Origin of the sequence: Comamonas sp. CMM03, assembly GCF_019218715.1 — a bacterium.
Taxonomy (GTDB): Bacteria; Pseudomonadota; Gammaproteobacteria; order Burkholderiales; family Burkholderiaceae_C; genus Comamonas; species Comamonas terrigena.
The window spans coordinates 1180667-1199274 of the sequence record NZ_JAHUXB010000001.1; the positions used below are offsets into that span (position 1 = coordinate 1180667).

Here is an 18608-nt window from a genome sequence, read left to right on the forward strand (position 1 = left end):
CGCCCACCATTGAAGAAAGTTGTGAACCCATGCTGAGCGCCAAAAAACTCGAACTCACCTTCAACCCCGGCACGCCCATCGAAACCCGCGCGCTGCGCGGCCTGTCGCTGGACATTCCGGACGGCCAGTTTGTCACCGTCATCGGCTCCAACGGGGCCGGCAAGTCCACCTTCCTGAACGCCATCTCCGGCGACCAGAGCGTGGACAAGGGCAGCATCCACATTGCCGGCGAAGACATGACGCGCCGCCCTGTCTGGGACCGCGCCCACCGGGTGGCCCGCGTCTTTCAGGATCCGATGGCCGGCACCTGCGAGGACCTCACCATTGAAGAAAACATGGCCCTGGCCCACCGCCGCGGCACATCGCGCGGCCTGAGCAGCGCCGTCAAGGCCCAGAACCGCGAGCTGTACCGCGAACGCCTGGCCACGCTGGGCCTGGGCCTGGAAAACCGCCTCACGGACCGCATCGGTCTGCTCTCGGGCGGCCAGCGCCAGGCCGTGAGCCTGCTGATGGCGGCATTGCAGCCCTCGCGCATCCTGCTGCTGGACGAACACACTGCCGCACTGGATCCCCGCACCGCCGACTTCGTGCTGCAACTCACCGCCCGCATCGTGGCCGAGAGCAAGCTGACCACCATGATGGTGACGCACAGCATGCGCCAGGCTCTGGACGTGGGCGAGCGCACCGTGATGCTGCACCAGGGCAACGTGGTGCTGGACGTCAGCGGCGAAGAGCGCGCCCAGATGGACGTGCCCGATCTGCTGCACATGTTCGAGAAGGTGCGCGGCGAAAAACTGGCGGACGACGCCCTGCTGCTGGGCTGATCCGTCCCCTGCGCCCCATCCCAAGCAGCCTGCGGGCTGCTTTTTCATGCCGCTAATGGCAAGTGGCAGGGTGGGTGATGATGGCGCGGGCATGTCCGCCCCCACGCGCAGACCCCACGGGCATGGATGCCAACGGTCCGCATTCAGCCGGGCGCCAGCCCCTGCAGCCCCATCCTCGGCCAGGCCTCACAGCGCCGCCGCACGGCGAGCGCAGGCTCAATGTGGACTCAATGTGGACTCAATGTGGGCTCAGCGTGGGCGCAGCTCCATCACATCGCCCTGCATGCGCACGTCGAAGTGCCGCAGGAAATTCTGCCCCAGCAGCGCGGACTGCGGTGTGGCACCGGTGTAGCCCGTGCCCACGGTCAGCTGGTGCACCGTGAGCGGCCCCACGGCCACCGTGTCGGCACGCACCAGCCGGCCCTGCCGGTCGCCGTTGGCGGTGGAAAAAGTGGCGGACCGCCCGCCGCGCAGCCCGGCGGCTTCGGCCAGGGCATCGGTCACGGCCACCGCCGTCGCGCCGGTGTCCACCATGAACTGCACCGGCTGGCCATTGACATGGCCAGCGGCATAGAAATGCCCGTTCTGGTGGCGCTGCAGTTGCACGCTGCCATCGGCCTGCACGGTGATCGCAGCGGGCTGCAGCCAGCGGTCCATGGCCAGGTAAAGCGCACCCAGCGCCGCCAGCCAGAACAGCGCCATGCCCAGCTGGGTGCGCCACAGGGCACGGCGTCCCCCCTGCTGTGTGGCGTCAGGGTGGCTCACGGCAAGGCAGGGGCCGCAATGCGCCGCCCTTCCCCGCCGGGCACACTGCCAAAGCGCGGGCTGGCCGCTTCCCATTCGGCGCGGTAACCCCGGATACTGGCCAGATCCGGACCGACAAAATTCCACCACATGGTCACGGCCTCGCCCAGCGGCGTGCCGCCCAGCAGCAGCACGCGCGCGCCCGGCGCCAGCTGCAGCGCAGCCTGGTCAGGCCCGGGGGCCACATAGGCCAGCTCGTCCATGGCAAAGTCCTGGCCTGCCAGAGTGAAGCCGCCTTCCAGCGCCATCAGCCCATGCTCGAAACCCGGTGCCAATGCCAGTGCCACCGTGACCGGCGTGCTGCCGGTGTTGCGCAACTCCAGCCCCAGCAACGGGGAATGCACCGCCGTGGGCGCAGTATGGCCGGCGTACTGACCGGCCATCAGCGCGCAACGCACCGCGGGCGCCTGGGCGTCGTTCCATTGGGGCAGATGCGGGTAATGGGCAAAGTTCGGCGGGCATTCGGCCACCGCATCGGGCAAGGCAATCCACAGCTGGGCCGCATGCAGACGCTGACCGGGCTGCGCCGAATCCTCCGTATGGGAAATGCCATGGCCCGCCGTCATCAGATTGACCTGTCCGGGTCGGATCACCTGCTCATTGCCCAGGCTGTCGCGGTGCAGGATTTCACCCTCGATCATCCAGGTGAAGGTCTGCAGCCGCGTGTGCGGATGCGCTCCCACGTGCAGACCCTGGCCGTCCGCAAAATGCGTCGGGCCGATATGGTCCAGAAAGCACCAGGCCCCCACCATGCGGCGTGCCCGGCTGGGCAAGGTGCGCGCCACCATCAGGCCTTCGCCCAGGTCGCTGCTGCGGGGTGCGATGCGTTGAATCTCCAAAGCCGTGTGATCGGTCATGCAAAACTCCAGCCCAGGGGGCATTGCCAATGCAGCGATTAAACCGCGTTTGGGTCCCTGCGGCAGCCATCCAGGGGCCGTAACGTTCATGGCCGGCGCAGAGCACGGCCCGCAACCAGCAGGATCACCCACAGCGCTGCGTTGTGCCCACGCCCCGGGCCCCAGGCAGCACGCACGCGACGGGCATTAGCAGCTCTAAACTGCCTGTAGGGTCATTAACCCCATCGTCTCCGGCGATGCACCCCATCGCGCACAATCTGACTCCGAACGCCCCCGTTCCAGCTTTCAAGGCCGCATTGTCTGCGGCCTTTGTCTTTGGTGCGGGCAACCAGGCCACCGCCTGGGATCTTGCTTTTTTTGACGATACGACTGCATCACCCATGGCAGCAGATTCCTCCTCTTCCGGCCAGCCTTCCGCGCTGCACCGCAGCCTCAAGCCGCGCCATATGTCGATGATTGCCATCGGCGGCTCCATCGGCACCGGCCTGTTTGTCGCCTCGGGCGCCACCATCTCGCAAGCAGGCCCAGGCGGCGCACTGCTGGCCTATATGGTCGTCGGTCTGATGGTGTACTTCCTGATGACCAGCCTGGGCGAGATGGCCTCGCACCTGCCAGTCTCCGGCTCGTTCGCCACCTATGGCGCCAAGTATGTGGACGAAGGCTTTGGCTTCGCCCTGGGCTGGAACTACTGGTACAACTGGGCCGTGACGATTGCCGTGGACCTGGTGGCCGCCCAGCTGGTGATGGCCTACTGGTTCCCGGAGAGCAACGGCGTGCTGTGGAGCGCACTGTTTCTGGCCCTGATGGTGGGGCTCAACGCCCTGTCGGCCAAGGGCTTCGGCGAGTCGGAATTCTGGTTTGCCGCCATCAAGGTGACCACGGTGCTGGTCTTCATTGCGGTGGGCCTGCTGATGATCCTGGGCATCCTGCAAGGCGGTGCGCCCGAAGGCCTGTGGGGCAATATCGCCAACTTCAGCGCCGGAGATGCGCCGTTCGCCGGCGGTTTTGCCGCGCTGATCGGTGTGGCCATGATTGTGGGCTTTTCCTTCCAGGGGACGGAGCTGATCGGCATTGCCGCCGGCGAATCCGAAGACCCGGCCAGGAACGTGCCCCGCGCCGTGCGCAAGGTGTTCTGGCGGATCCTGCTGTTCTATGTGTTCTCCATCCTGATCATCGGCCTGCTGATCCCCTATACCGATCCGCAACTGCTGAAGAACGATGTGGGCGACATCAGCGTCAGCCCCTTCACCCTGGTGTTTGAACGCGCCGGCCTGCTGGGTGCCGCGGCCGTGATGAATGCCGTGGTGCTGACATCGGTGCTGTCGGCCGGCAACTCGGGCATGTATGCCTCCACCCGCATGCTGTATGCGCTGGCCCAGCAAGGCATGGCGCCCCGCTTGTTTGCCCACGTCAATGCCCGCGGTGTGCCGATCATGGCCCTGGTCGCCACCACCGTGGTCGCCGCGCTGTGCTTTCTGACCAATATCTTCAGCCCGCAAGCGGTCTACATCTGGCTGCTGAACCTGTCGGGCATGTGCGGTTTTGTGGCCTGGCTGGGCATTGCCATCAGCCATTACCGCTTCCGCAAAGGCTGCGAAGCACAGGGCTACCAGCTGGACCAGCTGCCCTACCGCGCAGCAGCCTTTCCCTTCGGCCCCATCTTTGCCTTTGTGCTGTGCCTGGTCATCACCCTGGGCCAGAACTACGAAGCCTTCACCAAGGACAGCATCGACTGGACCGGCGTCATCGCCACCTACATCGGCCTGCCGCTGTTTCTGCTGATCTGGTTCGGCTACAAATGGGCCAAAGGCACCCGCATCGTGCGCTACGAAGAAATGGACCTCTCCGGCAGCCGCTGAACACGGCACGGACAGCGACCACAAAAAAGCCGGGCAATGAATGCCCGGCTTTTTTTGCGGCGCACGCTCAGTGCAATCAGGCAAACGCCTGAGACAGCGCCTGCGCCAGGTCGGCACGCAGGTCGTCGACCTGCTCCAGACCGATCGAAAAGCGCACGACGGTCCCGGTCTTGAGCTGCGCATGCGGCTGGCTGCGCATGCGCTCGATGTCATAGGGCACCACCAGACTGATGGGGCCGCCCCAGCTGTAACCCAGCTTGAAAAGCTGCAGGCTGTCGCAGAAACGGTCCACGGCGTCCTGCCCGTACTTGGGGTCGATCACCACGCTGAACAGGCCTGCTGCGGCACCTTGGCCGCCGTGGGCGGCTCCGCACAGCGCCTTCCAGTGCACATGGCCCGGAGCCTCTTCCAGCGCCGGGTGCAGCACCTGCACCACGGCCGGCTGCTGGCCCAGCCACCGCGCCAGATCGCGCGCCGCCACATCGTGGGCCTGGTAACGCAGACCCACGCTGGGCAGAGAGCGCAGCAGCAGTTCCGCATCGTTGGCACCAATGCCAATGCCCAGACGCATATGGGTGAGCTTGATGCGCATGTGCAGATTGGCATCGCGGGTGATGATGCTGCCCATCAGCACATCGCCTCCGCCGCTGGGGTATTTGGTCAGCGCATGGGCCGTGATGTCCACCCCCAGGCTGCCGCCGTCGGCCAGCAGGTCGAAGGGCCGGAAGGCCAGGCCCGCACCCCAGGTGTTGTCCAGCACCGTCTTCACGCCACGTTCGCGGCACAGGCGCACCAAGGCCGCCAGATCCGGAAATTCCATGCTCACCGAGCCGGGTGCTTCCAGCCACACCAGCTTGGTGGCGGGCGTGATCTTGGCCTCCAGATCGGCCAGGTTCATGGCATCGTAGAACGCATGGGCTATGCCCAGGCGCTTGAGCTCGATCTCGGTGAAATCCTTGTTGGGACCGTAGGCGTTGTCAGGCACCAGCACTTCATCGCCAGCATTCAGCAACGCGAGCGACACCGTGGTCAGCGCCGACAGGCCGCTGGGCACCAACAGACACTGCAAGCCGCCTTCCAGTGCGCACAGGCGCTCTTCCAGCTGGTAGGTGGTGGGTGTGCCGTGCAGGCCGTAGGTGTAGCTGCTCTTGTCCAGCCAGCGGCGCTCGCGCATGGCCGCCACATTGGGGAACAGCACCGTGGAGCCTTTGTGCACCGGCGGCTGGGGGGCGACAAAATCGGCCGGGGGAACGTAGGGGTGGTGAACGATCTGGGTGATGAGATCGCGGGAGCGGGTATCGGTCATAAGCCCCGCATCCTAGCCTGCCTGGGACGCTTTGCCGCGAACGCCTACGCGCAGCAGCGGTATTTGACGCCGATGGCGGCACGGCATGCTACCCCGCGCGGGCAGCACACCGCAGTGTGCATCAGGCGGCGGCCTGCTCCGCAGTGCGCCAGATGGTCTTGCCGTCGCTGGACTTGTCCAGCTCGGCCAGCACCGCCTCATGGCTGGCCAGCTCCTGCTCATTGGCGCGCAGCACCTGCAGCGCAATGCGGGACAGGTCCACACGCTGCTGGCTGCCAAGCTCTGTATTCACCTGGGAAGCCGAAGGGGCCTCGTCTTCCATGATCAGCAGCGCATCCTGCCCGCGGGTCATGTTGATGTAGACGTCGGCCAGCAACTCCGCATCCAGCAAGGCGCCGTGCAAGGTGCGTCCGCTGTTGTCCACTTCCAGGCGGTCGCACAGCGCATCCAGCGAATTGCGCTTGCCGGGGAACAGCTCCTTGGCCATCGCCAGCGTGTCGGTGACGGCGCTGACATAGCTCTTGAGCGGCTTCAGCCCCAGGCGATCGAGCTCCTTGTTCAGGAAACCGACGTCGAACGGCGCGTTGTGGATGATGAGCTCGGCGTCCTGCAGATAGGCCAGGATGTCCTGCGCCTTCTCGGCGAACTTGGGCTTGTCACGCAGGAACTCGGTGGTCAGGCCGTGAACGCGCAAGGCCTCCTCATGGCTGTCGCGCTCGGGATTGAAGTACAGGTGCAGGTTGTTGCCGGTGAGCTTGCGGTTCACCAGCTCCACGCACCCCAGCTCCACGATGCGGTCGCCGTCGACGGCCGACAGACCCGTGGTTTCCGTATCGAGAACGATCAGCCGTGACATATCAGTGGTTTTCCTTGGCGTGGTTGATGGAGTACTTGGGAATCTCCACCGTCACGTCCTGCTGCGCCAGGATGGCCTGGCAGGACAGGCGTGATTGTGGCTCCAGGCCCCAGGCGCGGTCCAGCAGGTCTTCCTCTTCCTCCTCGGCTTCATTCAGCGACGCCCCACCCGCACGCACGATCACGTGGCAGGTGGTGCAGGCGCAGCTCATGTCGCAGGCATGCTCGATCTTGATGCCGTTGTCCAGCAGGGCTTCGCAGATGGAGGTACCGGCAGGCGCCTCCACCTGGGCGCCTTGAGGACAGTATTCGGGATGGGGAAGAATTTTGATAACAGGCATGGGGTCAGATTTTAGGAAATGGATTGCACGTTCTTGCCAGCCAGGGCTTCGCGGATGCCACGGTTCATGCGCTCGGCGGCAAAGGCTTCCGTGCCCTTGGCCAGCGCCTGCGTGGCGGCTTCCACCACGGCCACATCGTCCGAGCCCTTGGCCTGGCTCAAAGCGTCCATCAACTGGTCGATCTCGGCACGCTGGGCAGCGCTGAGCACATCGCCATCGGCGGCCAGCGCACTGTGCGTGGCCAGCAGCATGCGGTCGGCGTCCACGCGGGCTTCCACCAGCGCACGGGCCTTCATGTCTTCCTGAGCAGTGTTGAAGCCATCCTGCAGCATCTGGGCCACCTGGGCATCCGACAGGCCGTAGGACGGCTTGACGTCGATGTGCGCTTCCACACCACTGAGCTGTTCCTTGGCGCTGACCGACAGCAGACCATCGGCATCCACCGTGAACGTCACGCGGATGCGCGCCGCACCGGCCGCCATCGGCGGAATGCCACGCAGCTCGAAACGCGCCAGGCTGCGGCAGTCGGCCACCAGATCGCGCTCCCCTTGCACCACATGGATGGCCATGGCGGTCTGACCATCCTTGTAGGTGGTGAAGTCCTGCGCACGGGCCGAGGGAATGGTTTCGTTGCGCGCCACGATGCGCTCCACCAGCCCGCCCATGGTTTCCACCCCCAGCGACAGTGGAATCACGTCCAGCAGTAGCAGATCGCCGGCACTGTTGTTGCCTGCCAGCTGGTTGGCCTGGATGGCGGCGCCCAGCGCCACCACCTCATCCGGATTCAGGTTGGTCAGCGGCGTCTGGTTGAAATAAGCGCCCACCGCCTGCTGCACCTGGGGCATGCGGGTGGAGCCCCCCACCATCACCACCCCCTGGACATCCTCGACCACCAGTTCCGCGTCCTTCAAGGCGCGGCGCACGGCGGCCAGCGAACGCTTGGTCAGGTGTGCAGTGGCGGCATCGAAATCGGCGCGTGTCACCTCCAAGGCGATCTGCGCCCCCCCCGACAGCGTGGCTGCAAATGCGGCGCTGTCTGCGTCTGTCAGGGCTTCCTTGCACGCCCGGGCTGCCACACGCAGGGCTGCACGGTCTTCGCCGTGGGCGGGCTGCACCGGGGTACGTTCCAGCACCCACTGCACCAGCGCAGCGTCGTAGTCGTCACCGCCCAAGGCAGAATCGCCACCGGTGGCAATCACCTCGAACACCCCTTGCGTCAGACGCAGCACGGAAATGTCGAACGTGCCGCCCCCCAGGTCGTAGACGGCGTAAACGCCTTCGCTGGCATTGTCCAGGCCATAGGCAATGGCCGCCGCCGTGGGTTCGTTGATCAGGCGCAGCAGGTTGATGCCTGCCAGTTGGGCGGCATCCTTGGTCGCCTGGCGCTGGGCATCGTCAAAATAGGCCGGCACGGTGATCACCGCGCCGTACAGATCGTTGTCAAAACTGTCTTCGGCACGGTAGCGCAAGGTGGCCAGTATCTCGGCACTGATCTCCACCGGGCTCTTGCGGCCTGCCCGTGTCGACAGGGCCACCATGCCCTGGTCTTCGGGCTGCTCCAGCACATAGGGCAGCTGTGCGGCGTTGGCGATGTCCGCCAGGCCGCGGCCCATGAAGCGCTTGACCGACACGATGGTGTTGGCAGCGTCTTCCACCTCATGGCCCCGGGCCTCATAACCGATCTGGCGTTTGCCTTCGGGCGCATAGCGCACCACCGAAGGCAGCAGCACACGACCCTGCATATCCGGCAGGCATTCGGCCACGCCATTGCGCACCGAAGCCACCAGCGAATGGGTGGTTCCCAGGTCAATGCCCACGGCAATGCGCCGCTGGTGCGGATCAGGAGACTGGCCGGGTTCAGAAATTTGCAGTAACGCCATGGATTCTTCGCAATCACAAGGGAAGGCAGGCACGGCGTGCCCCCTTGCCCCACAGAGATGTGCAGCGCGCTTGCAGCGCTGCGACAAAAGAAGGAAGCCTATTGTCCCAGTTGATCGCGGCGGCGATCGATGTCCTGGGCAAAGCGCTCAACGAACATGAGGGATCTCACCTCCTGCACGGCTTTTTGTGCTCCCTCGGGAGACACCAGCAATTGCTCGCACCGCTGGAGCATGGCGCGTTTGGAGTCGGCCACTTCCTGCTCCAGGCGGTCGATGTCCGCCTCCGTGGCCGCATCATCCAGGGCTTCACGCCATTCCATCTGCTGCATGAGGAAAGCCGTCGGCATGGCGGTGTTGTCTTCCGCACGCACCGGCGCGCCCAGCAACTCGCACAGATAGGCCGCACGCTTGAGTGGCTGCTTCAGGCGTTGGTAGGCCTCGTTGATGCGCACCGACCATTGCATGGCCACGCGCTGCGCCACCGCGCCCTCGGCCGCAAAGCGGTCCGGGTGCGCCTGCTTTTGCAGTTCCTTCCAGCGCGCATCCAGTTGTGCACGATCCAGGGCAAACTGGCGCGGCAGGCCCATCAGTTCAAAATCGTCAGACTGCAGATTCATGTCGATAAAAAACCGCCAGCACGGCTGCGGTGGCGGTTTGGAGGAATGGGCGGCCTGCCTGCAGGCCGTTCACAGCGCGTCAGATGCGGAAGCTCTCGCCACAGCCGCAACGATCACGTTCGTTGGGGTTGTGGAACTTGAAGCCTTCGTTCAGACCTTCGCGCACGAAATCCAGCTCGGTTCCGTCGATGTACGCCAGACTCTTGGGATCAATCAGCACCTTGACGCCGTGGCTTTCGAACACGATGTCCTCGGCCTCCACGCCGTCCACATACTCCAGCTTGTAGGCCAAGCCGGAGCAGCCCGTGGTCTTGACCCCCAGGCGGACGCCGATGCCCTTGCCGCGGCGCGTCAGATAACGCCCCACATGGCGTGCGGCCGCTTCTGTCAGCGTGATGGCCATTTCAGGCTTCCGCAGTGGCAGTGTGCTTGGTGCGGTAGTCGTTGACCGCTGCCTTGATGGCGTCTTCTGCCAGGATGGAGCAGTGCACCTTCACGGGCGGCAATGCCAGTTCTTCAGCGATCTGGCTGTTCTTCAGCGCAGCCGCTTCGTCCAACGTCTTGCCCTTGACCCATTCGGTCACCAGCGACGACGAGGCAATCGCCGAGCCGCAGCCGTAGGTCTTGAAGCGTGCGTCTTCGATCACGCCGGTCGAAGGATTGACCTTGATCTGCAGCTTCATCACGTCGCCGCAGGCCGGAGCGCCCACCATGCCGGTACCCACCGAATCGTCGCCCTTGTCGAAGGAGCCCACGTTGCGGGGATTTTCATAGTGGTCAATAACTTTGTCAGAGTAAGCCATGGTGTCTACCTCTTGAATTTTCAGTATGTGCTGTGCTGCTGGCGACGCTTCAGTGCGCGGCCCACTGGATGGTGCTCAGATCGACGCCATCCTTGAACATTTCCCACAGGGGGCTGAGTTCACGCAGCTTTTCCACGTTGATGCGGATGGTGCTGATGGCATAGTCGATCTCCTCTTCCGTGGTGAAACGGCCGATCGTCATACGCAGGCTGCTGTGCGCCAGTTCATCGCTGCGACCCAGGGCACGCAGCACGTAGCTGGGCTCCAGGCTGGCAGAGGTGCAGGCCGAACCCGACGACACCGCCAGGCCCTTGATCCCCATGATCAGCGACTCGCCTTCGACGTAGTTGAAGCTGATGTTCATGTTGTGGGGCACGCGGTGCTCCAGATCGCCGTTCACGAAGACCTGCTCCACATCCTTGAGGCCGTCGAGCAGACGCTGCTGCAGGCGCTTGGCGTGCTCCAGGTCCTGCGCCATTTCGTCCTTGGCGATGCGGAAGGCCTCGCCCATGCCCACGATCTGGTGGGTGGGCAGCGTGCCCGAGCGCATGCCGCGCTCATGGCCACCACCATGCATCTGCGCTTCCAGGCGGATGCGCGGCTTGCGGCGCACATACAGAGCGCCGATGCCCTTGGGGCCGTAGGTCTTGTGCGAAGCCAGGCTCATCAGGTCGATGGGCATGGTCTGCATGTCCAGCGGCATCTTGCCCGTGGCCTGTGCAGCATCCACGTGGAAGATGATGCCCTTCTCACGGCAGATCCCGCCAATGGTGTTCAGGTCCTGGATCACGCCGATCTCGTTGTTCACGGCCATCACGCTCACCAGGATGGTGTCGGGGCGGATGGCGGCCTTGAAGACCTCCAGATCCAGCAGACCGTTTTCCTGCACATCCAGGTAGGTCACTTCAAAGCCCTGGCGCTCCAGCTCACGCATGGTGTCCAGCACGGCCTTGTGCTCGGTCTTCACGGTGATCAGGTGCTTGCCCTTGCCCTTGTAGAACTGGGCCGCACCCTTGATGGCCAGATTGTCGGATTCTGTGGCACCGCTGGTCCAGACGATTTCACGCGGATCGGCGCCAATCAGGTCTGCAACTTGCTGGCGCGCCTTCTCGATGGCTTCCTCCGCCTCCCAACCCCAGGCATGGCTGCGCGAGGCAGCGTTGCCGAAATGCTCGCGCAGCCACGGGATCATGGCGTCCACGACGCGGGGATCCACAGGCGTGGTGGCGCCGTAGTCGAGGTAGATGGGGAAGTGCGGGGTCATGTCCATGGCTGGCTCTATGAAATCAGGCTGGCAATTGAATATGCCGAAATGAATGTGCCGAAATAATTGGCCGTTGTCCGGGTGGGCGCCGCTCCCGAAGGACCAGCACGCACCCGCCGAATCAGGATTTTGCGAAGGCGTTGCCCAGGGCAAAAACCGAATTCGGGGCGTTCACGCGGATGGGCTTGACCACCGGCGCGGTCGAGATCGCACGGCGCACGACCGGCTTGTCCTCGATCTGAACGCCCTTGGCGATCTGCTCGTCCACCAGCTTTTGCAGGGTGACGGAGTCCAGAAACTCGACCATGCGCTGGTTCAGTGCGGCCCACAGCTCGTGGGTCATGCAACGGCCGGCTTCGCCCATGCAGTTTTCCTTGCCGCCACACTGGGTGGCGTCAATGGGCTCGTCCACCGACACAATGATGTCGGCCACGGTGATGTCGGCCGCCTTGCGCGCCAGGGTGTATCCACCACCAGGACCACGGGTCGACTCCACCAGTTCATGGCGGCGCAGCTTGCCGAACAACTGCTCCAGATAAGAGAGCGAAATTTGCTGGCGTTGGCTGATGGCCGCCAGGGTGACAGGACCGTTGTTCTGGCGCAGGGCCAAGTCGATCATGGCAGTGACCGCAAAGCGGCCTTTGGTAGTGAGACGCATCGCGAGCTCCTTCAATCAGGCTTGTGGTTACAGAAACGTCGGCCAAGTGGATGCCTGGTACCGACACCGTCTCCGCCCTTACTCCGCCCTATAAAAGGTCCAGAGCCCTTCTTTGTTTCGAAGAGTGTTGTTGTTGAGTTATTGACAGGAGTATAGCATAAACCCCATCAAATTTGTCGGATACCATGGTTTTGTCGCTTGCGGGCATAGCGAGACCTTCTCGGCCCCGCGGTTTTCCCCGACAGGCGGCATGCCTAGACACCCAACATCCGCGTCTTCAACGCAGCCAACTGATCGCGCGCACGGGCGGCCTGCTCGAATTCCAGGTTGCGCGCAAACTCCAGCATCTCCTTCTCGAGACGCTTGATTTCTTTGGCCATTTCCTTTTCGGAAAGTTCCTGCACTTCCTCGACCTGACGCTGGCGTACTTCGAGTTGCTTGGCCTCTTTTCCGCTCTTTTCGCTGTAGACCCCATCAATCAGGTCTTTCACCCTCTTGACAATGGCCTGCGGAACCACTCCATTCGCTTCGTTGTACGCCATCTGCTTGACGCGACGGCGTTCGGTTTCGTCGATGGCCTTGCGCATCGAATCCGTGATCCGGTCCGCATACAGAATGGCCTTGCCGTGAAGATTGCGCGCCGCGCGGCCGATGGTCTGGATCAGGCTGCGCTCGGCACGCAGAAAGCCTTCCTTGTCCGCATCCAGGATGGCCACCAGCGACACCTCGGGAATGTCCAGGCCTTCGCGCAGCAGATTGATGCCCACCAGCACGTCAAAAGCCCCCAGGCGCAGGTCGCGGATGATTTCCACACGCTCCACCGTGTCCACATCCGAGTGCAGATAACGCACCTTCACTCCGTTGTCCGTCAGGTAGTCGGTCAGCTGTTCGGCCATGCGCTTGGTCAGCGTGGTGATCAGCACCCGCTCCCCCACGTCCGACCGCTTGCGAATTTCCTGCAGCACATCGTCCACCTGGTGGGTGGCAGGACGCACTTCAATTTCCGGATCGACCAGTCCGGTGGGCCGCACCACCTGGTCCACCACCTGGCCGGAGTGCGTCTTTTCGTAGTCCGCCGGCGTGGCAGAGACAAACACCACCTGGCGCATGCGCTGCTCGAACTCCTCGAATTTCAGTGGACGGTTGTCCAGCGCCGACGGCAGGCGGAAGCCATATTCCACCAGCGTGGTCTTGCGCGCCTTGTCACCGTTGTACATGGCGTTGAGCTGGCCGATCATCTGGTGGCTCTCATCCAGGAACATCAGCGAGTCCTTGGGCATGTAGTCGGTCAGCGTGCTGGGCGGATCGCCCGGGTTCGAGCCCGACAGGTGGCGCGTGTAGTTCTCGATGCCCTTGCAGTGCCCCACTTCGGACAGCATTTCCAGATCGAAGCGCGTGCGCTGCTCCAGGCGCTGGGCTTCCACCAGTTTGCCGTCGCCCACCAATTGCTTCAGGCGTTCGGCCAGCTCCAGCTTGATGGTCTCCACCGCCGCCAGCACCTTGTCGCGCGGCGTCACATAGTGGCTGCTGGGGTAGACGGTAAAGCGCGGGATGCTTTGCTTGACGCGCCCGGTCAGCGGATCGAACAGTTGCAGGCTCTCCACCTCATCGTCGAACAGCTCGATGCGCAGCGCCAGCTCCGAGTTTTCCGACGGGAACACATCGATGGTATCCCCGCGCACGCGGAACTTGCCGCGCGTGAACTCCTGGTCGTTGCGCTGGTACTGCATGCGGATCAGCTGGGCGATCGCATCGCGCTGGCTCAGCGTATCGCCGGTGCGCAGTGTCATCACCATGCGGTGGTAGCTCTCCGGCTCGCCGATACCGTAGATCGCCGAGACGGTGGCCACGATCACCACATCGCGCCGCTCCATCAGGCTTTTGGTACACGACAGCCGCATCTGCTCGATGTGCTCGTTGATGGCGCTGTCCTTTTCAATGAACAGGTCGCGCTGCGGCACATAGGCTTCGGGCTGGTAATAATCGTAGTAGCTGACAAAGTATTCCACCGCGTTGTTCGGGAAGAACTCGCGGAACTCGCTGTACAGCTGTGCAGCCAGCGTCTTGTTGGGCGCAAACACAATGGCCGGCCGCCCCATGCGGGCAATCACATTGGCCATGGTGAAGGTCTTGCCCGAACCTGTCACCCCCAGCAAGGTCTGAAAAGTCTCACCGTCCTCAATGCCTTCCACCAGCTTGGCAATGGCCGCAGGCTGGTCTCCTGCCGGCGGGTACGGCTGGAACAGCTCGAAGGGCGAATCGGGGAAATGCACAAAAGTGCCTTCTGGCGCGGTATCAATAGCTTCTTGCATGGTGTTATGTGCTCAACGCATGACGCTGCCCGGGGCTAAAATAACGGGGCAACTCTCAAGACTACCGCAGTACTTGGGGGCTCCTCGCTTTATTTCCACCATCAAGGACTTTTCATGTCTCTGTTTACCGCCGTCGAGATGGCTCCCCGCGATCCGATCCTGGGCCTGAATGATCAATTCGCCGCCGACAACAACCCCAACAAAGTGAACCTGGGCGTGGGCGTGTATTTCGACGATAACGGCAAGCTGCCCCTGCTGCAGTGCGTGCAGGCTGCTGAAAAGGCCATGATGGACAAGCCCACCGCCCGCGGCTACCTGCCCATCGACGGCATCGCTGCCTACGACAACGGCGTGAAGGCCCTGGTGTTCGGCGCCGAGTCCGACGTGGTCAAGTCCGGCCGCGTGTCCACTGTGCAGGCCGTGGGCGGTACGGGCGGCCTGAAGATCGGCGCAGACTTCCTGAAGAAGCTCAACCCCAACGCCAAGGTGCTGATCTCCGACCCCAGCTGGGAAAACCACCGCGCCATCTTCCAGAACGCCGGTTTTGAAGTGGACTGCTACAAGTACTACGATGCCGCCAACCGCGCCATCAACTTCGAAGGCATGATCGCCGACCTGAGCGCAGCAGCCCCCGGCACCGTGGTGGTGCTGCACGCCTGCTGCCACAACCCCACCGGCTATGACATCACCCCCGCCCAGTGGGACAAAGTGATCGAAGTGGTCAAGGCCAAGGGCCTGGTCGCCTTCCTGGACATGGCCTACCAAGGCTTTGGCTACGGCCTGGCCGAAGACGGCGCCGTGATCGCCAAGTTCGTGGCCGCTGGCCTGAACATCTTCGTCTCCACCTCCTTCTCCAAGAGCTTCAGCCTGTATGGCGAGCGCGTGGGCGCCCTGTCCGTGGTGGCCAACGACAAGGAAGAAGCAGCCCGCGTGCTGTCGCAGCTGAAGATCGTCATCCGCACCAACTACTCCAACCCACCCACCCACGGTGGCGCTGTGGTGGCCGCCGTGCTGAACAACCCCGAGCTGCGTGCCCAGTGGGAAGCCGAGCTGGGCGAGATGCGCGTGCGCATCAAGGCCATGCGCCAGAAGCTGGTGGACGGCCTGAAGGCTGCCGGCGTGCAGCAAGACATGAGCTTCATCACCACCCAGATCGGCATGTTCAGCTACTCCGGCCTGTCCAAGGACCAGATGGTGCGCCTGCGCAATGAATTCGGCGTGTACGGCACCGACACCGGCCGCATGTGCGTGGCCGCACTGAACAGCAAGAACATCGACCACGTCTGCAAGTCCATTGCTGCCGTGATCTGAAGATGCGACGGCTGCGGCGCACTGCGCTGCAGCCGGTCGTGTTCTGCCAAGCCGCCTTCGGGCGGCTTTTTTTATGCCTGCGCCCCCGGCATTGCGCAGGCAGACCTCTCTGTGCCGCGCCGGCCTCAGGGAAATCCATGTGTTTTTTGCCCTGTACAGCCCTTGCACAGGGCACAGGCGGCTCATATTTTCAGAGCAAACGCTGTCGCTGCGGCTGAACGCCAGCGCCAGCATACCGGCTATAAAGACGGATAGCCATCCGCAGCAGCGTTGCCGCCCTTATCAAAACCACAAGATCACCATGAGACACCACCCCACACTTCAAGGCATCCGCGTCCTCAGCCTGGCGCTGAATCTGCCGGGGCCGGCCGCCCTGCTGCGCTGCCACCAGATGGGCGCCATCTGCACCAAGCTCGAGCCTCCACCGCCCGAGGGCAGCAGCAGCGCCGACCCCATGGCCCAGTACAGCCCTGCTGCCTACCGCGAGCTGCACCAGGGTGTGCGCGTGCTGCACGCCAATCTCAAAACCGAGGAAGGCCAGCTGCTGCTGCAGCAGGAGCTGCTGGTCACCGATGTGCTCATCACCTCCTTCCGCCCGGGCGCCCTGGTCAAGCTGGGAGTGGACTGGGAGCACCTGCACACCCGTTACCCCCAGCTGTGCATGGTGCGCATCCAGGGGGATCTGAATGCCGAAGCAGCCAGCCAACCCGGCCACGACCTGACCTACCAGGCCGAAGCCGGCCTGGTCAGCCCCGGCCACATGCCCACCAGCCTGCACGCCGACATGGCCGGCGCCCTGAGCGCGGCCGAAGCCCTGCTGCAAGCCCTGCTGGAGCGTGAACGCAGCGGCACCGGCGTGGTGCGCGACGTGGGCCTGGCCCAGGCGGCCCACTGGCTGGCCCAGCCCCTGCACTGGGGCCTGACCACTCCCAACGGCGATGTGGGCGGGGCCCATGCCGGCTATCGTGTCTACGCCACGGCCGACGGGCATGTAGCCGTAGCCGCCCTGGAGCCCCACTTTGCCCGCCAGCTCTGCGCCCTGGCAGGCGTGGAGTGCGACGGCAGCGTGCAGGCCATGCGCACACCGGCGGTGCACGACCAAATCGCCCGCTTCCTGCAGACCACCGCTGGTACAGATTTAGAACGCTTGTCCGTAGAAAAGGACATTCCCCTACATGTCCTTGCAGATAGAAACAAATAATGGACTGAAGCCGTGCGTTAGTTGCGCACAGCCGGTACCAATCAAGCGGCCCCTGGGCTGCATGGGGGGCGTATTCCGCCCTGCTCTTGGATGAGGGTTGCGCCGGTGCACCACAGCATGCACCAGTGAATGTCCTGGCTCCCTCGCCCATTCCATGCGGTGCAGGGAACTCTACAAGGGACATCCATGAAGACTGTCACGCAGCCAGCCCGGGACGAAGTGCATGCCAGCATGCATGCCATGGCATGCCGCGCGGATGTGACCGTGCTGGGCATTCTGAGTCTGGGGGCGGTGGCCGCGGCAGCGCTGGGTGGCATCTATGGCGCCCTGGGCGCCGGCAGTACCGCCGCCCTGCTTCTGCTGGCCATCGCTGCCGTGACCTACCGTCTGGCACCCGGTTCCATGCTGTCCCGGTGCACGCTGGCAGTGTGCGGCATGGGCATGGTGGCCCTGCACATCCAGCTGTCGATGGGGCAAACCGAGCTGCACTTCGGTGTGTTCGTTTTTCTGGCATTTTTGCTGGTCTACCGTGACTGGCGCCCCATCGTGGTGGCAGCCGCCGCCATTGCCGTGCACCATGTGGCCTTTGACCGCCTGCAGTGGCTGGGCCTGCCCGTGTTCTGCCTGACCCAGCCGGATGTGGGGCGCGTGGTCCTGCACGCAGTGTTTGTGGTGGTACAGACAGCGGTGGAAGTGGGCATTGCGCTGCGCATGCGCACCGACGCAGTGGAATCGGCCGAGCTGCGCAGCCTGTGCCAGCCTTCCGCCAGCGGCGAGCTGTCGCTGAACGTGCAGCACAAGCCCGTCACCAGCCCCACGGCGCAATCCGTGCGCCATGCGCTGGCGCGCATGCACGAGGTGGTGGCCGAAACCCATGCCGCCGCCGCACTGGTGCTGCAGACCAGCAACACCATCGCCCAAGGCAACCAGCACCTGGGCCAGCGTGCTGAATCCGCGGTGAGCCAGTTGCAGCAGACGGCTGCCAGCATGGACGCCATCCGCAGCAGTGCCCACCACAGCGCCGCCGAAGCCGACAGCGCCCGCTCCATGGCCAGCCATGCCACCAGCAGCGCACATGCCTGCGGCAGCGTGGTGCGCAATGTCGTGAGCACCATGGAAGCCATTCACAGCAGTGCGCGCAAGATCGGTGACATCGTGGGGCTGATCGACTCCATTGCCTTCCAGACCAATATCCTGGCACTGAATGCCGCCGTGGAAGCCGCACGCGCAGGGGAACAAGGCAGGGGCTTTGCCATGGTGGCCAGCGAAGTACGGGCCCTGGCCCAGCGCAGCGCCAGTGCCGCCCGGGATGTGCGCCAGTTGATCGAACAATCGATGGGCCACGCCGACCATGGAGCCAATCTGGTGGGCCAGGCAGGCCACAGTATGGACCAACTGGTCAGCCACTCCCAGCAGGTCGCCACGCTGATCGAGGCAATCAGTCAGACCGCACAGCAACAGGCCACCCAGCTGCAGCATGCCAGCTCGGCGGTACAGCAGGTGGACACGCTGACCCAGGAGAATGCGGCTCTGGTAGAGCAATCCAGCCACGCCGCACAGGCACTGGCACAGCAGGCGCAGCGGCTTAGCCATCTGGTGGCGGGTTTCCAGACCGACAACACCCTGCAACACAGCAGCCACGCGACCGGGCGCACCGCCTTGTCGCCGAGGTAAGCACGCCCATGCCCATTCACTGCCCATTCCTCCGCACCCACC

General features: G+C 63.9%; 17 protein-coding genes. 5 read left to right on the forward strand and 12 right to left on the reverse strand.

All coding sequences use genetic code 11. The features are described 5' to 3' along the window. Positions 1–29 precede the first annotated feature (29 nt). Positions 30–824: an ABC transporter ATP-binding protein gene (locus KW830_RS05310; RefSeq protein ID WP_066534390.1), complete on the forward strand. Its 795-nt coding sequence runs from the start codon at positions 30–32 to the stop codon at positions 822–824. A 249-nt stretch (positions 825–1073) separates the two neighbouring features. Here the strand turns inward: KW830_RS05310 and KW830_RS05315 are convergent, their stop codons facing one another. Then, positions 1074–1589, reverse strand: a complete 516-nt coding sequence (locus KW830_RS05315) for a TIGR02281 family clan AA aspartic protease (protein WP_272970076.1) — start codon at positions 1587–1589, stop codon at positions 1074–1076. Further along, entirely contained in the window at positions 1586–2485 is a 900-nt protein-coding gene (locus tag KW830_RS05320; RefSeq protein WP_218332371.1) for a pirin family protein, read from the reverse strand. The genes KW830_RS05315 and KW830_RS05320 overlap by 4 nt, the downstream gene beginning before the upstream one ends. A gap of 380 nt (positions 2486–2865) precedes the next feature. On the opposite strand from KW830_RS05320, the gene KW830_RS05325 reads away from it, so the two are divergent. Next, the gene (locus tag KW830_RS05325; protein WP_066534394.1) at positions 2866–4344 is read left to right on the forward strand and encodes an amino acid permease; all 1479 of its coding nucleotides are present in this window, start codon (positions 2866–2868) and stop codon (positions 4342–4344) included. Between the two features lie 76 nt (positions 4345–4420). On the opposite strand, the gene KW830_RS05330 is transcribed toward KW830_RS05325, so the two are convergent. The 10 genes from KW830_RS05330 to uvrB form a co-directional block, all read right to left on the reverse strand. Next, a complete protein-coding gene (locus tag KW830_RS05330; RefSeq protein WP_066534397.1) occupies positions 4421–5650 on the reverse strand; it encodes a PLP-dependent transferase in 1230 nt (409 codons plus the stop codon). A 121-nt stretch (positions 5651–5771) separates the two neighbouring features. Continuing rightward, positions 5772–6506, reverse strand: coding sequence for a DNA polymerase III subunit epsilon (gene dnaQ, locus KW830_RS05335; RefSeq protein WP_192333334.1), 735 nt, complete (start codon positions 6504–6506; stop codon positions 5772–5774). Between the two features lies 1 nt (position 6507). Next, positions 6508–6846 carry an ISC system 2Fe-2S type ferredoxin gene (fdx, locus tag KW830_RS05340; protein ID WP_066534401.1) on the reverse strand — a complete coding sequence of 113 codons (339 nt, stop codon included), beginning with the start codon at positions 6844–6846 and terminating at the stop codon, positions 6508–6510. Positions 6847–6857: 11 nt separating this feature from the next. Further along, a complete protein-coding gene (hscA, locus tag KW830_RS05345; protein WP_066534408.1) occupies positions 6858–8726 on the reverse strand; it encodes a Fe-S protein assembly chaperone HscA in 1869 nt (622 codons plus the stop codon). 98 nt (positions 8727–8824) lie between these two features. Then, a complete protein-coding gene (hscB, locus tag KW830_RS05350) occupies positions 8825–9343 on the reverse strand; it encodes a Fe-S protein assembly co-chaperone HscB (protein WP_066534411.1) in 519 nt (172 codons plus the stop codon). A gap of 79 nt (positions 9344–9422) precedes the next feature. After that, on the reverse strand, positions 9423–9746 hold the full coding sequence (gene iscA, locus KW830_RS05355) for an iron-sulfur cluster assembly protein IscA (RefSeq protein WP_066534414.1): 324 nt from the start codon (positions 9744–9746) through the stop codon (positions 9423–9425). 1 nt (position 9747) lies between these two features. Beyond that, positions 9748–10146 (reverse strand): Fe-S cluster assembly scaffold IscU, encoded by a 399-nt coding sequence (gene iscU, locus KW830_RS05360; RefSeq protein WP_066534417.1) that lies wholly within the window; start codon positions 10144–10146, stop codon positions 9748–9750. 49 nt (positions 10147–10195) lie between these two features. Further along, the gene (locus tag KW830_RS05365) at positions 10196–11416 is read right to left on the reverse strand and encodes an IscS subfamily cysteine desulfurase (RefSeq protein ID WP_066534419.1); all 1221 of its coding nucleotides are present in this window, start codon (positions 11414–11416) and stop codon (positions 10196–10198) included. A 115-nt stretch (positions 11417–11531) separates the two neighbouring features. After that, complete coding sequence (iscR, locus tag KW830_RS05370; protein WP_066534422.1) at positions 11532–12068, reverse strand: Fe-S cluster assembly transcriptional regulator IscR; 537 nt, start codon at positions 12066–12068, stop codon at positions 11532–11534. Positions 12069–12322: 254 nt separating this feature from the next. Next, a complete protein-coding gene (uvrB, locus tag KW830_RS05375) occupies positions 12323–14380 on the reverse strand; it encodes an excinuclease ABC subunit UvrB (protein ID WP_218332372.1) in 2058 nt (685 codons plus the stop codon). Between the two features lie 114 nt (positions 14381–14494). On the opposite strand from uvrB, the gene KW830_RS05380 reads away from it, so the two are divergent. The 3 genes from KW830_RS05380 (at position 14495) to KW830_RS05390 (ending at position 18566) form a co-directional block, all read left to right on the forward strand. After that, complete coding sequence (locus KW830_RS05380) at positions 14495–15691, forward strand: amino acid aminotransferase (RefSeq protein ID WP_218332373.1); 1197 nt, start codon at positions 14495–14497, stop codon at positions 15689–15691. A gap of 301 nt (positions 15692–15992) precedes the next feature. Further along, the gene (locus tag KW830_RS05385; protein ID WP_218332374.1) at positions 15993–16892 is read left to right on the forward strand and encodes a CoA transferase; all 900 of its coding nucleotides are present in this window, start codon (positions 15993–15995) and stop codon (positions 16890–16892) included. Positions 16893–17078: 186 nt separating this feature from the next. Then, positions 17079–18566, forward strand: a complete 1488-nt coding sequence (locus KW830_RS05390) for a methyl-accepting chemotaxis protein (protein WP_218332375.1) — start codon at positions 17079–17081, stop codon at positions 18564–18566. The last annotated feature ends 42 nt before the right edge of the window (positions 18567–18608 follow it).